Origin of the sequence: Citrobacter sp. Cpo032 (assembly GCF_030332975.1) — a bacterium.
GTDB classification, from domain to species: Bacteria; Pseudomonadota; Gammaproteobacteria; order Enterobacterales; family Enterobacteriaceae; genus Citrobacter; species Citrobacter portucalensis.
Genome location: NZ_JAOWGU010000036.1, coordinates 1 through 14,447 on the forward strand (window position 1 = coordinate 1; position 14,447 = coordinate 14,447).

Annotated in this window: 10 protein-coding genes; 3 read left to right on the forward strand and 7 right to left on the reverse strand. The window is 48.9% G+C overall.

Annotation, left to right across the window (positions count from 1 at the left end; all coding sequences use genetic code 11):
- Positions 1-18: 18 nt before the first annotated feature.
- The 6 genes from OGY33_RS06150 to pth form a co-directional block, all read right to left on the reverse strand.
- Positions 19-1,166, reverse strand: a protein-coding gene (locus OGY33_RS06150; protein ID WP_191238548.1) for an IS3 family transposase whose coding sequence is annotated in 2 segments (ribosomal slippage) — positions 19-929 and positions 929-1,166 — 1,149 coding nt in all. Because the reading frame shifts where the segments join, the coding sequence is not laid out codon by codon here.
- Between the two features lie 44 nt (positions 1,167-1,210).
- Complete coding sequence (locus OGY33_RS06155) at positions 1,211-4,975, reverse strand: NACHT domain-containing protein (protein ID WP_191238434.1); 3,765 nt, start codon at positions 4,973-4,975, stop codon at positions 1,211-1,213.
- 53 nt (positions 4,976-5,028) lie between these two features.
- Positions 5,029-5,418, reverse strand: a complete 390-nt coding sequence (locus OGY33_RS06160) for a hypothetical protein (RefSeq protein ID WP_191238435.1) — start codon at positions 5,416-5,418, stop codon at positions 5,029-5,031.
- A 292-nt stretch (positions 5,419-5,710) separates the two neighbouring features.
- Positions 5,711-6,886, reverse strand: a complete 1,176-nt coding sequence (locus tag OGY33_RS06165; protein ID WP_191238436.1) for a tyrosine-type recombinase/integrase — start codon at positions 6,884-6,886, stop codon at positions 5,711-5,713.
- Positions 6,887-7,100: 214 nt separating this feature from the next.
- On the reverse strand, positions 7,101-8,195 hold the full coding sequence (ychF, locus tag OGY33_RS06170) for a redox-regulated ATPase YchF (RefSeq protein WP_003020818.1): 1,095 nt from the start codon (positions 8,193-8,195) through the stop codon (positions 7,101-7,103).
- A gap of 115 nt (positions 8,196-8,310) precedes the next feature.
- On the reverse strand, positions 8,311-8,895 hold the full coding sequence (gene pth / locus OGY33_RS06175; RefSeq protein WP_048216236.1) for an aminoacyl-tRNA hydrolase: 585 nt from the start codon (positions 8,893-8,895) through the stop codon (positions 8,311-8,313).
- A gap of 274 nt (positions 8,896-9,169) precedes the next feature.
- Between pth and ychH the strand changes: the two genes are divergently transcribed.
- Positions 9,170-9,451 (forward strand): stress-induced protein YchH, encoded by a 282-nt coding sequence (ychH, locus tag OGY33_RS06180; protein WP_003833480.1) that lies wholly within the window; start codon positions 9,170-9,172, stop codon positions 9,449-9,451.
- A gap of 126 nt (positions 9,452-9,577) precedes the next feature.
- On the opposite strand, the gene lysC is transcribed toward ychH, so the two are convergent.
- The gene (gene lysC, locus OGY33_RS06185) at positions 9,578-10,939 is read right to left on the reverse strand and encodes a lysine-sensitive aspartokinase 3 (RefSeq protein WP_048216237.1); all 1,362 of its coding nucleotides are present in this window, start codon (positions 10,937-10,939) and stop codon (positions 9,578-9,580) included.
- Between the two features lie 608 nt (positions 10,940-11,547).
- On the opposite strand from lysC, the gene OGY33_RS06190 reads away from it, so the two are divergent.
- Positions 11,548-12,933 carry a diaminobutyrate--2-oxoglutarate transaminase gene (locus OGY33_RS06190; RefSeq protein ID WP_191238437.1) on the forward strand — a complete coding sequence of 462 codons (1,386 nt, stop codon included), beginning with the start codon at positions 11,548-11,550 and terminating at the stop codon, positions 12,931-12,933.
- 15 nt (positions 12,934-12,948) lie between these two features.
- Positions 12,949-14,412, forward strand: coding sequence for a pyridoxal phosphate-dependent decarboxylase family protein (locus OGY33_RS06195; RefSeq protein WP_410739386.1), 1,464 nt, complete (start codon positions 12,949-12,951; stop codon positions 14,410-14,412).
- Positions 14,413-14,447: the final 35 nt, after the last annotated feature.

Below are 14,447 nucleotides of genomic sequence, written 5' to 3' on the forward strand. Positions count from 1 at the left end.
TGAATCGCCACGGATAATCTAGACACTTCCGAGCCGTTGATAATACTGGTTTTCATATTCTGTCGGTGACATCTGATTGCTCGAACCATGCCGACGCTTACTGTTATAAAACATTTCGATGTAATCAAAAATATCGCTGCGGGCTTCTTCCCGCGTTCCGTAGATCTTTTTCTTTATCCGTTCGCGTTTCAGCAACTGGAAAAAGCTTTCTGCAACCGCATTATCGTGACAGTTACCGCGACGGCTCATGCTCCCCTCCAGGCCGTGTGATTTCAGGAACGACTGCCACTCATGGCTTGTGTACTGACTGCCCTGGTCCGAATGAACCAGCACCTGTTTTTGGGGATTACGCCGCCATACAGCCATCAGCAGTGCGTTCAGGACAATGTCCTTTGTCATCCGGGATTGCATTGACCAGCCGATAATTTTGCGTGAGAACAGATCAACAACCACAGCAAGATACAGCCAGCCTTCGTGGGTCCTGATGTAGGTTATGTCCGTTACCCAACGCTTATCCGGAGCATCCGGATTGAACTGTCGCTGGAGCCTGTTGGGCGATACGATACTGGCCTCGCCTTTGCGTGCCCACGGGCTCCGGTACCCGACCTGAGCCTTTATCCCGGCACGATTCATCAGTCGCCAGACTCTGTTCACTCCGCACTGTTGACCGCTATCCCGCAAGTCCAGATGGATCTTGCGATAACCATAAACGCAACCGGACTCCAGCCAGAACTGTTTGATCTGTCCCGTCAGTCTCAGATCTACCTGGTGGCGCTGAGAATACGGTTGCTTAAACCAGGCGTAAAAGCCACTGGGATGAACATCCAGCACCCTGCAGAGCAGACGAACAGGCCAGCAACGGGAGTTGTCACGAATAAAGGCGTACCTCAGTCGGACAGCTTTGCGAAGTACGCCGCGGCTTTTTTTAATATGTCCCGTTCGTCAGTAACCCGCTTCAACTCCTTCTGGAGTCGGCGGATCTCGGCCTGAGCATCTGACTGTTCTTTATTAGTGGATGAGTCCGGACCGTACTTCTTTATCCAGGCGTAAAGGCTGTGGGTGGTGATATCGAGACGTGTTGCAACGCTGGAAACAGAATGACCGCGATCAATAACCTGTTTGACTGCTTCAATTTTAAACTCTTCGGGATAACGTTTACCGCTCATGGGCACCTCTCTTTAAGTCATCTTAAATGACTCCGAGGTGTCTGTTAAACCCGTGGCGATTCATCCAGAACCTGAGATGAATTTTCACAGTAATCGATGAACTGCTCTCGTAAAGACGCACTCTCACCAACATATGGGGATATGAGAGTCCAGAAATGGGCTTCTGAATCTATGCCGTTAATTCGAGACCTAAACAGTTTATCGAAACACACATCAATTTCTTCCCAGTGCTCAGCTACTAATCTTAAAAGGGCTTTGGATTCTCCATTGTATGGCCCCAGTGAAACATCCAATGGTTTATTATTCCATTCTAGGTGAACAAACTCGTTTACAGCGCCATAACTCACCAGTCCTGCAAAAGCAGCTGCATGGCGTTCTTCAAAATCCGGAGCTGCAACCTGAGCATCTGATATCAAACGGTCAATAGTTGTTTGACGCTCCACGTTTGAGGGTAATAATGCCTGATAGTATTTTATTGCACCTTCGATTTTTAACTGGCTGTCAACTTCATCGTCATATCGGCTGAGTATTTTTTCTGCTGTCTCATTTCTATCAAATTCACTGGCTGCAGCGTTCATAATTTGATGGCGCATAGAAACGGAAAGAGATTCTACATGTTTTGTTAATTGTAAACGGACTTCAGGCAGTTTGTGATAAGTAGAGGCAATCATTGCAAGGGGTGGATTACGATCTTCAAGTTTTGAAAGCGCGTAATCTTTTAACCTAGGCTCATCCGGACAGATCAGCAGCAAATTGTTGAGGCCCGAGTAAATATTGTCTGGCTCAGATAAAAAGTGGGTAACCAGGAAGTCAGTGACGTCAGTATCTGAACCAACATCAAGTTGGGTAAAAGCAGACATGAGTAGGTCTGTCCTGACGCCATGCGTAGTCTTGGCAATACTAATCAGAGCTTCTATGCATTCTTCCCTGCCCAACATTTTGGGGAATAAACTGACAATATGCCGCTTTTTATTAGCTGGCCATTGCAGGATTTCTTGAATAAGAGAATCCACCTCGTGGTCGCCAGCCTTCCGCTTATGAAGCAAGGGGCTTAAAAACCAGAAAACTCTAAATCCTTCAGTAGTTTTTACCTTATTTATAAGGTGTTGTTTGATTCGTGGATCTTCTATTTCACTGAGGACAGGGTTCAACACATATTCTTTATGATCCATCCTTTCCGACAACATAGTGGAAATAACTTTTTCATGGATCTCTGTATTTTCCTCTGTAAAACGTAACAACCATTCCCAGTTCCGCCCGAAATGAGCTATAAAGGGGTGTTTCGATTCCAGTTCGCGTAAAATCCAGGCAATGACGTCTTTATTTTTTGCGTTGCAGTTTGTGAGGTATAGTTGGGCTATATCTTTTTCAATCCCTTCGTCTCCCCTGAACGAATTATCAAACGAATCTAGGCATTTCTTAATGAGTGAATCGTTATCCTTCCAACCCAATATCAGACATCGTCCAGCCAGATCTCTGTTGTGATAATCAAGGCGGCTATACCAACGAAGCAAATCCAATAATACTTCCAAGTCTTGATCATCATGTATAGATAGTTTTACTTTGCAAAAAATCGCACTGAGCTGCAGGTTTGGGTCTTTTGAGGTTGACGCAGAATTAATTAGCGCAGGTAATGCACTATTTTCTGACCAGCCAAGTACTAGAGCCTCTAATGCTATCGCCACTATCATTAAGTCTGAATCACCCCGAAAGAGTGATAGCAACCATTTCTCTACACTGGCATCCCCGGCGTATTTTAAAGCGAGAACATGAGCTGCTGGTCGTGCATTGTAGACATTTTCGTCCTTCATTCCGTGCTGAAGGATATTCAGCGTTTCATCTGAGTGAGGCCATGCTGCTAAAGTGTGATAGAAATTATGCAGGTAATCGGCGCTTTTGGTGCCCCAACAACTGATAGCTGTAGAAGTTTTTTCTCTGAGAGTTGTGTTATAAATTCCCTCAAAGGCGGCGGTAAGATGCGCACTCCTTTCCCCTATCCAGCCCGAACCAGTAATGATATTGAAACTTTGCTCGGCAAGCCTGATAGCGGTTGGCTTGTTGATCTCAGCACCGCCAAACACGACATTAGCAAGTAGTAAACGGCGCTGCAGTGCACCGATAGCATCATTTTCAGGCTCGTCAATAACTCTGACGATTTTCTCTGCTTCGGATCGCCGGTTATTTCTGGCAATCAAATCGCCAAAAACACTTCTCCAGCGAAAGTGGCTTGCATTAGCTCGGACAAACTCTAAAATCCGTTCAATAGGCCATCCGTGGATATGAACCGATGCCAGATATTCTTCTAGGCTTGCGTGTACAAATCCGACTTCTGCAGGTCCTTTTTCGACTAGCAACCCCATGGTTTCTGAATTCACAGCCAAGATTTCATTGGCAACTTCGATTGCCTCTCGTTGTGTATAGCTGAACCCCTCAGGATCTGTTAGAAACGTTTGAAGGCATTTTCGGGCCAGATTAATGGGATACCCGGCATCGCCACCCTCAGAGCGGATTTTAAAAGCGAGTGCAGCAAGTGCTTCTCGTCGCACATCATTTGAAGCTGCAGGTGAAAAACGCGGAACGACATCCCCCGCTGCGGTTGCGCGGCTGTGAGGGTGGCGTTCTAATAAAAGTTCAGTGAGCTGACTTAGAGCTTGAACTTTGTTAATAGGCAGAACCAACTGACGGATAGCAAGAGCAATAAGCCCTAACAGCAGTAGTGGTGTTTCCGCTAGAGTGGACAACCCACGGCCCTTGTTTAACTCATCAAAAAAGCGGTTTGTTTGCCACAGAACGGACTCTGCGCTTTGAACCGGATCTCGATGTTGATCTACGTTTCTTGAGAACCAGATGGTGGCAATTTGTGTTTGCTGCTTTTTCGACAAAGGCGCAAGTACACCTACGGCCCAATTATCTGGAATGCCTCCAATGCTTGTCAGTCCCCCAGGACGGGCACTGACCAGAACGGGAATGTTGTGTGCAGAGACCACTGTCAGCATTGCCAGCAGCGTGGTACGAGCAGCTTGCTCGTTAGCCCATTCGTCAAGGCCATCCACAAAAAGTACCACACGGTTTTCATCAATCGCCTTATCGATCAAAGCGACCAGATTTGCCGTCAACTGTTGTTGCCATGTTTCCCGGATTAAGGTTTTAATGCTCACGACACCGCCATTCGCTTCCGTCAGACGTACCCATTTCGCGAATGAGATGAATAGGGGGAGATGCCGCCCCCATTTTTTTGCTACGTGCGTGAAATGATTCTGCTCCCCAAGCAGATCAAGCGCGAGACAGCGCAGCACAGTGCTCTTTCCTGTGCCTGCATGACCAATAACAGCAATCTGATCAGATTGCGCTAACCAGTTCAGAATGGGGATTCGTCGGTATTGTTCAGCCTGGCGCCTTTCTTCACCCCGGGATTGTGAATGCGTTTCAATCGGCTGCTGATCATGCGCAAGGACCTTCTTTTCAGTAGTTTTCTTTTCGGGCGCATGATCCTTGATGTTTTCTCTAAGTAAAACATCAGGAGCAGAGAAACGTTTGAGTAGAGAAATGGGTTCAACCGGCTGATCGGAAAAAGGCGTTGGGGCATTGACCGGGATTTTATCAAGTAGCTCAAATCCAGCCTGGTAAACCCTCAACAGTTGTGATCTGACTTTCTGGATTTCCCCACCATCAAGCTTGTTAAGAAGATCCTGACTGACAGTATCGCCAAAAAAATGTTTTGCGCATTCTCGTCCAAAAAATTCCAGAACAATATCCGGATGGTCTCGTAGAACGGTGCATAAGTCATGTCCGCCCAAGACTTTTAACACAATATTCTGTACACGAAATCTCTCAGCCTGTTTTTCAATGGCGTCTTGAAGGCTTACATCATCAACAGAACATTGTACGACAATATAAAAGATATCCGTTTTAACCGCCCAGCCGCCTGACAGAAATGTCGAACAGGCGCTATTAAGATCGTTATATGTATATTTTTATAGCGTTTTGCCTGCCAAGTGTTGTATCTCCCATTGCGCTTCCTCGCAAAGATATCGATTCCCTGCTGGGCCTGGCCTGCTCTACCATACAAACTATGTGACTCTACATCCGCATCCTTCCCCGCTAACCGATAGCAGAGTTTTTCGAAGTTTTCCCAAGTCAGCTCAGCAAAGGGCAGCGTCATCGTAACGGAATGTACAGCTACAAAATCTGGTACATGGTTCGCAGGTGAAGTCACTGCCGTGTTTGTTATTTCATCCAATTCCATATTCACCAGTTCTTCCTGTTAAACGGTTTGGGGATTTCGAGCATCCGGCAGGCTATGCCATTGGTTTTATATCATAACGAATAGGTTAACTGACGTCGAAGGCCATGACGGAATTCCTGCTAATATGCAGTGCCTTTTAATCAAATGTGTATTTACCAAACTTGGTGGACATCTATACAGAATGTTCAATGCAGTTGACCTGATCAACAGGGAGCAATATTGAGGATGTACGCAACGTCTGCTTCTGGCACAAAGTGAACCTTGAGGAATATGTTCTATCCTCGTGGTTCACTAAGTTCTACTCGAATCCTGCTACCCAATTGTCCAACATATCCGCCCATTTCTGCATCATCACTTTACGCTCATCAAGATACGTTGCATGGTTGTATGTGCGACGAACATTGTTGGTATCAGCGTGTGCAAGTTGGGCCTCAATAGCATCAGGTCGATAGCCCATTTCGTTTAAACGCGTACTTCCTGTAGTTCGGGTAGCATGGGGACTATAAATGCCACTCCAGCCGAGGCTTTTTAGTCGCTGGCGCAGCGAGTGCGATGTCATTGGACCTAGAGGGTTATCTCTGCCTGGGAAAAGGTGCTGCCGATGCCCGGTTAATCCCTGTAGTGTTCTGAGCATTTTGACAGCTTGGAAGGGTAGGGGAATAACGTGTTCTCTGCGGGCTTTCATCCGCGCTGCCGGAATGGTCCAGAGGGCGTTATCAAGATCGAATTCTATCCATTCCGCTTCGGTGGCTTCTGCAGGACGCACCAATGTCCACCACATAAGCCACATGCAATAGTTAACCTGGTACGAGCCGCGACTACTGTCAAAACAGCTTAATAACTTTCCGATTTGCTGAGGATTCAGTGCTTGTTTGTGCTGTGTCTTATTGGCTGGAAGAGCTTTGCGCACGGGCCAGACAGGATCACTATCAGCTCTAAGTGTCGCGACTGCCAACTCGAAAACTGATGAAATGGTACGACGGGCTTCAGCGGCAACAGTCGGAGCGCCGCGCTTAGCCGTTTCCTGAAGAATTTTAAGAATGTGGTGTGGAGTGATCTCTCTGACTGGGAGCTTACCAATTGCGGGAAAAACCACACGTTCAAGCATATCCAGTCGCCGCGTTTTGGTGATCTCGGCCCAGTCTTTCATCTGCAACCACTCTTTGGCGATCAGCTCAAAGGTGTTAGAAGCGTCATTGACCTTGCGGATCTTATCTAATTGACGAGCTTGTGTTGGGCTAACTCCATCTGCGACTTGCTTACGCGCTTGCTCGCATTTTTCGCGAGCTTCGGCAAGTTTGACCGTCGGGTATTCACCCAACGCAAACATGCTGGATTTACCGTTGAGTCTAAACCGATAGCGCCATGCCTTTTTGCCATTGGGTTTCACTTCGAGGTAGAGACCATTGAAATCATTGAGCCGATAGAGTTTTTCTTTCGGCTTGGTAGTGCGGCATTGCGTATCAGTGAGCATAACGGGGCCTTGTTTATTTATTATACCGTTATTGTACTCACTTAAAATGAAGATGGAAGAATGTTGTACTCATCCATGTACTCATTTTTGACAGCGTTGTTACGAGATGAATTGAGACATTGTGAAATGAAAAATCCACGCAATTGCGTGGATTTTATAGAGTTTTACCGTTGTTATGAGATTCAGTGAAACCTCATGAGACAACAAATTTTATTTAGACGTTGAACAGGAAGTTCATGATATCGCCATCTTTGACGATATAGTCCTTACCTTCGGCACGCATTTTCCCAGCTTCTTTCGCACCTTGCTCACCTTTATAGGTGATGAAATCTTCAAACGCGATGGTTTGTGCGCGGATAAAGCCTTTCTCGAAGTCGGTATGGATTTTACCGGCTGCCTGCGGAGCCGTGGCACCGACAGGAATGGTCCATGCACGGACTTCTTTCACGCCAGCGGTGAAGTAGGTCTGCAGGTTCAGCAATTCGTAGCCAGCACGGATAACGCGGTTCAGGCCCGGCTCTTCCAGACCCATTTCAGCCATGAATTCTTCACGGTCAGCATCATCGAGTTCTGCGATGTCAGCTTCAACGGCTGCGCAAACGGCAACCACAACAGAACCTTCGGCAGCCGCGATTTCGCGCACTTTATCGAGGTACGGGTTATTTTCAAAACCGTCTTCGTTGACGTTGGCGATGTACATTGTTGGCTTCAGCGTCAGGAAACTCAGGTATTTGATAGCCGCTTTGTCTTCGTCAGTCAGCGTTTTCAGCGCGCGCAGCATGCCAGCGTTTTCCAGCTGTGGCAGGCATTTTTCCAGCGCAGCCAGTTCTGCTTTAGCGTCTTTGTCGCCGCCTTTGGCCTTTTTCTGCACGCGATGGATAGCGCGCTCACAGGTGTCGAGGTCGGACAACGCCAGCTCGGTATTGATAACTTCAATGTCGTCAGCCGGATCCACTTTGTTATTAACGTGGATGATGTTGTCGTTTTCAAAGCAACGCACCACGTGGCCGATAGCTTCGGTTTCACGGATGTTGGTCAGGAACTGGTTACCCAGACCTTCACCTTTGGACGCACCTTTTACCAGACCGGCGATGTCGACGAATTCCATCGTTGTTGGCAGGATACGCTGCGGTTTGACGATTTCGGCCAGCTGATCCAGACGCGGATCGGGCATCGGGACAACACCGGTGTTCGGCTCGATAGTACAGAACGGGAAGTTTGCCGCTTCAATACCCGCTTTTGTGAGCGCGTTGAACAGGGTGGATTTGCCTACGTTTGGCAAACCGACGATACCGCATTTGAATCCCATGTTTAAATCACCTTAATCTTTTGATATTCAACCTGTTATGGAAAACAGATTGTAGAAATGTAAATAACTTTGCCTATTATACACAGCACGCGAGAAAAATGCCCCACATCGCTACTTATTGCGCTTTAAAGGTGTGTAACCGGCTCGTTGCTTTGGTCAGGCCATCTTTGAACAAAATCTCGGTACAACGTACCGCTTCGTCAATTGCTTCATCAATTAACTTCTGTTCTGAAACAGGTGGTTTGCCTAAAACAAATCCGACAACTTTGTTTTTATCGCCTGGATGGCCAATTCCAACGCGTAAACGATGAAAGTTGGGGTTATTACCTAACTTGCTAATGATGTCTTTCAGGCCATTATGTCCGCCATGGCCGCCGCCAAGCTTAAATTTGGCAACGCCTGGCGGCAGGTCTAACTCATCGTGTGCGACCAAAATTTCATCGGGGTTAATACGATAAAAACTGGCCATCGCACCGACAGCCTTGCCGCTCAGATTCATAAATGTGGTTGGCACCAGCAGACGGACGTCTTCACCTTCAAGCGTAACTCTGGAGGTGTAGCCGAAGAATTTCGGCTCATCGCGCAGGGGAGCGCGTAATCTTTCTGCCAGCAGATCGACATACCATGCGCCTGCATTGTGTCGCGTTGCCGCATACTCTGCGCCGGGGTTCGCCAGGCCGACAATCAATTTAATCGCCACGTGTTTTGTCCTGAGTGTTTCGATAAACGACGTGTAGTTTACTGTCTGACGCTGCTGTTGACAAAAAACTGCGTGCTTATCGCCAAAAGCTGAATAATTGCACAAATGGACTATTAGAAAATGAGTATGTTCAGTAGCTTATTTGTAAAGTTTTGTTGCATGAGTGTTTGTAATTGTGATCGCTCCCGCACTTGCGAACGGCAGTGTTGTCTATACTTTACACATAAGGATTAGGGGTATTCCCTGTAACAACCCAAAGTTCCGGAGGTGACACATGAAACGCAAAAACGCTTCGTTACTCGGTAACGTGCTCATGGCTTTAGGGTTGGTGGTGATGGTGGGTGGTGTTGGTTACTCTATTTTAAACCAACTGCCGCAATTTAATCTGCCACAGTTTTTCGCACATGGTGCCGTGCTCAGTATTTTTGTTGGTGGTGTCCTCTGGTTGGCGGGTGCCAGAGTGGGGGGGCACGAACAAATCAGCGATCGTTACTGGTGGGTGCGCCATTATGACAAACGCTGCCGTCGCGGTGATACCAATCATCGGCATAACTAAATAGCTCTCCCAGCTTGGAGGGCAGTTGTTTGAACACAAAGTCCTGGTTTAAAAACCAGGGCTCTGCTTGTTCGTCAGTACTGGGGTAAACGACTTCTACCCTTGGTGGCATACTACAAAGAAGCGTTATTCGAATAACCGATAATGTAACGCTTTGATCGCGCTGTCTGCATTGTCAGCCGGCAACAGGATGCTCAGGTTGTCGTTTGATGCCCCATGGCAAATCATTCGTACCGTATGCTCTTCAAGCCAGGCAAAAACGTCTTTGCAAACTCCCGCAGCCTGTGTGAGTTGATTCCCCACCAAAGTGACCAACGCCAGCCCGGTTTCCACTTCCACCCGACAGTGGGAGGACAATGCGGTAAACAATGCGGTGGTCAACACATGGTCTTCACCTGAGGTTGCATGAGTGGCGTCCAGCGCCAGCGCAATACTATTCTCTGAGGTTGTAACCAAATCCACCGTGACCGCATGGCGAGCTAAAATGGCGAAGGACTGCGCCAGGAAAGAACAGGAAGTTTGCTTCTCCAGACTGTGTAACCGCAACAGCGTCTGTTTACGACGAACGGCGAGCGCGCGATAGCGAGGTGGATTATCGGTGGTGTTGTGTACCAGCGTACCTCCGGCGGCAGTATCCTTGCTTGAGCCAACAAAGACCGGAATGCTTTTACGCATTGCCGGGAGCAGTGTAGCCGGGTGAAGAACCTTCGCACCGTAGGCGGCCATATCGCTGGCCTCGGAAAATGAGATATGGTCGATTCGTTTGGCACGCGGCGCAATGCGTGGGTCGGTGGTGTAGATCCCTGCGACGTCGGTCCAGATGTCAACGCGTGTGGCGTGAAGCGCCTCACCGAGAAGCGTAGCCGTGTAATCACTACCGCCGCGTCCAAGCGTTGTGGTGTGCCCTGCGGCATCACGCCCGATAAATCCCTGAGTCACCATAATCGCTTGCTCAAGACGAGGACGCAGGTGAGTCTCCACCTGGTGGTGCAGTGTGCCAAGCTCGGGTTCGGCACAGCCGAAGTTCGAGTTAGTACGCATCACGCTACGGGCGTCAAACCACCCGGCCTCAGCATGCCGTTCACGTAACACTTCAGTAAACAGTAGCGAGGACATCAGCTCGCCATGGCTGACTAATTCATCGCTTAACGCATCAGACGGCGAAACCATCGCCGTTTGTGCAAGACGACGGATATTGTTTAGAAGATTATCGATTTCCGTGCTGATAACGGACGGCTGCTTCAGGCGGGAAATAATGTTGTATTGGATGGCGCGTAAAGTCTCAATCTTATCTAATTGTTGATGTGTTTCCAGACCTTCAGAAAGCTCAACCAGTAAGTTTGTCACGCCTGCTGAAGCAGACAAAACGACTAAACGGACATCTTGATCAGCAAGGACAATGCTGGCGCTGCGGTTCATCGCATCAAAATCAGCGACGCTGGTGCCGCCAAATTTGGCAACGACGGATGGTGGATAAATGCGAGTCATAACAATCTCATATCAGGGCGCCATAAAAGTATGGCTAGAAAATTTTCATTCTCGGCATAAGGGAACGAAGTTCGCCTTACGAAATGTCCGCCCGCGAACATTTCTGCTGACAACCCAGGGAATACCTGTTGTCGATAACGCGTGTCGCCTGTACGCGTTATCGGGTGCTGCGCATTAATTTTATCTACATAGCCTGCAAATAAGCGCGCCATACTAAGTGATTTATATTGAGGGATCGACTTTTTTATTCGATTTATCGACAAATAAGTGAAAAATCATGTCATCACAAGATATTGCGAGCATCATTAATGGTAAAAACGTGTAAAAAAATAATAAAAACACGAAAATTCCATGGTTTTTATTAGATTGTCTGCGTTGCAATTAGCTACAACATTGTTAATTAAATAGATATATTTCTTTAGGATTTAGTAATGGTAAATTGTTGTTACACTTTGAATTTAAAGGGGAAAGTTGTTATTTTTAATGCCGAAAAATAAATGATTGAGTCCTAAGCTAAAACAACATATATTAGCCGCGCTTTTTTACAGGTAATCCTTATAACCATTTATTCAATCAGGCGTTAATCTACACCTGGTTGTAGGAGTGATATGATGACGGATAAAGTCCGTATTGATACTTTAAGTGCTAATTCATTACCACAGAGCAATGATACCTTTTTAGCAAGACAGGCTGAGTTTGAATCTAATGTCCGCAGCTATCCACGTAAACTGCCATTAGCGATCGCTAAAGCGCAGGGCGTCTGGATTACTGATGTAGAAAATAATCAATATCTTGATTGCCTGGCAGGTGCCGGAACCCTGGCGCTTGGTCATAACCATCCTGAAGTGCTGCAGAGCATTCAAAGTGTCATCACAAGCGGCTTACCGTTACATACGCTTGACCTTACCACGCCGTTAAAAGATGAATTCTCATCATATTTACTTTCTTTATTACCGGGTCAGGGCAAAGGATATTGCCTGCAGTTCACCGGTCCGTCCGGCGCAGATGCTGTTGAAGCGGCGCTGAAGCTGGCGAAGAAAGTCACTGGCCGTTCCAGCATCATCAGTTTCTCCGGTGGCTACCACGGGATGACCCACGGCGCGCTATCCGTGACCGGCAACCTGTCGCCGAAAGAAGCGGTCAGCAACATGATGGCGGAAGTGCAGTTTATGCCGTATCCGCATCAATACCGTTGTCCGCTGGGTATCGGCGGCGACGCTGGCGTTAAAGCATTAACCTACTACTTCGAAAACCTGATCAACGACGTTGAAAGCGGCGTGCGTAAACCGGCTGCCGTGATCCTCGAAGCGGTGCAGGGTGAAGGTGGCGTGAATCCGGCTCCGGTCGAGTGGCTGCAACGCATTCGTAAAGTGACGCAGGAACACGGCATTCTGCTGATCATCGATGAAGTTCAGGCGGGCTTTGCACGTACCGGTAAACTGTTCGCCTTCGAACACGCCGGTATTGAGCCAGATATCATCGTGATGTCCAAAGCGGTTGGCGGCGGTCTGCCACTGGCGGTGCTGGGCATTAAAAAGCAGTTCGATGCGTGGTCTCCGGGCCACCACACTGGTACTTTCCGCGGCAACCAGTTGGCGATGGCGACCGGTCTGACAACGCTGAAGATCCTCAAAGACGACAAGATTGCCGATAAAGTTGCTGCCCAGGGCGAGTGGCTGAAAGGCAAACTGGCTGACCTGCAGAAACGCTACCCGGTTATCGGCCAGGTGCGCGGTCTGGGTCTGATGATCGGCCTGGAAATCGTGAAGCCGAACGAAGCGCAGGATCACATGGGCTGCTACCCGGCCGATGGCGAGCTGTCCGCGTTGCTGCAGAAAAAATGCTTCGAAAATGGGCTGATTCTGGAGCGTGGTGGCCGCAATGGTTGCGTGCTGCGCCTGTTGCCGTCACTGCTGATCACCAACGCTGAGCTGGAAATCTTCCTCGATAAATTCGAAAACGCCCTGCTGGGCGCTGGCGTGAAGCCGGTTTAAACGGAGTTGGATCGAATGTCAGACGTAAACCCGATTCTGTCCGGCTCGGCGCAAAGCATTGCAGCTTATCAGGACGCTATCGAGCAGAGTACGCAAGCGGTCGTTAAATGGTTGAAGCAGCCTGAGATGTATCAGGGTAAAACCGTTGAGCAACTGCGTGAACGTATCAACCTGAATTTTACGTCTCAGGGCCTGGGCAACCAGGCCGCTATTGAGCGTGCGGTTGAATACTTTCTCAAAGACAGCTTGTTGGTTCACCATGCGCAGTGCGTGGCGCATCTGCACTGCCCGAGCCTGGTGATTAGCCAGGCGGCGGAAGTGCTGATCAACGCCACCAACCAGAGTATGGACTCCTGGGACCAGAGCCCGTCGGCCACCATCATTGAGATCAAGCTGATCGAGTGGTTGCGTGAGCAGGTTGGATACCCGGCAGGCGATGCGGGCGTATTCACCAGCGGCGGTACGCAGAGTAACCTGATGGGCCTGATGCTGGCGCGTGATGCTTTTTTCGCTCGCCAGGGGCACTCCATTCAGCAGGATGGTCTGACCGGTGATCTGAGTAAAATCAAAGTGTTCTGCTCTGAAAGCGCGCACTTCTCCGTGCAGAAGAACATGGCGCTGATGGGGCTGGGCTACCGTTCCGTCACCCAGGTGAAGACCGATGCGTTTTCACGCATGGATCTGGCTGACCTGAAAGACAAGCTGGCCCAGGCGAAAGCCAACGGTGAGCAGGTGATGGCAATCGTCGCCACTGCCGGTACTACCGATGCGGGCGCAATCGATCCGTTAGCGGATATTGCAGCGCTGGCTGCAGAACATCAGATCTGGATGCACGTGGATGCGGCATGGGGCGGGGCGTTACTGCTTTCTGAGAAGTACCGTGACTTCCTGAACGGCCTTGAACTGGCAGATTCCGTGACGCTGGATTTCCACAAGCAGTTCTTCCAGACCATCAGTTGCGGTGCGTTCCTGTTAAAAGATGCGCGCCACTACGAGCTGATGCGTTACCAGGCGGCGTACCTGAACTCTGATTTCGATGAAGAGGCTGGCGTACCAAACCTGGTATCGAAGTCACTGCAGACCACGCGCCGTTTCGACGCGCTGAAGCTGTGGATGGGCCTCGAAGCGCTGGGCAAAAAGCAGTATGCCGAGATCATTGATAACGGTGTGACGCTGGCGCGTGATGTTGCTGAGTTTGTCAAAACCCAGCCACATCTTGAACTGGTGATGGAGCCGCAGCTGGCAAGTGTGCTGTTCCGCTTCCGGCCGCAAAGTGACGACATGGCGTTTGTCGCGCTGCTGAACCAGCGTATTGGTGACGTTCTGCTGGCTTCTGGTAGCGCCAACGTCGGCGTGACCGAAGCAGATGGTGTCACCTGCCTGAAGCTAACGCTGCTCAATCCGACGGTATGTCTGGAGGATGTTAAAGTCCTGCTGGCAAGCGTGAAGGCAACGGCTGAGCAACTGTTGAACGCGTAAGCAATAAGCTTGTTATAAAAATGGCTCCCAGGTAA

Bases quoted from the DNA above. Each gene is read 5' to 3' on its own strand.
- ychF (WP_003020818.1), bottom strand. From the start codon at position 8,195: ATGGGATTCAAATGCGGTATCGTCGGTTTGCCAAACGTAGGCAAATCC.
- OGY33_RS06165 (WP_191238436.1), bottom strand. From the start codon at position 6,886: ATGCTCACTGATACGCAATGCCGCACTACCAAGCCGAAAGAAAAACTC.
- OGY33_RS06195 (WP_410739386.1), top strand. From the start codon at position 12,949: ATGTCAGACGTAAACCCGATTCTGTCCGGCTCGGCGCAAAGCATTGCA.
- ychH (WP_003833480.1), top strand. From the start codon at position 9,170: ATGAAACGCAAAAACGCTTCGTTACTCGGTAACGTGCTCATGGCTTTA.
- lysC (WP_048216237.1), bottom strand. From the start codon at position 10,939: ATGACTCGCATTTATCCACCATCCGTCGTTGCCAAATTTGGCGGCACC.
- OGY33_RS06190 (WP_191238437.1), top strand. From the start codon at position 11,548: ATGATGACGGATAAAGTCCGTATTGATACTTTAAGTGCTAATTCATTA.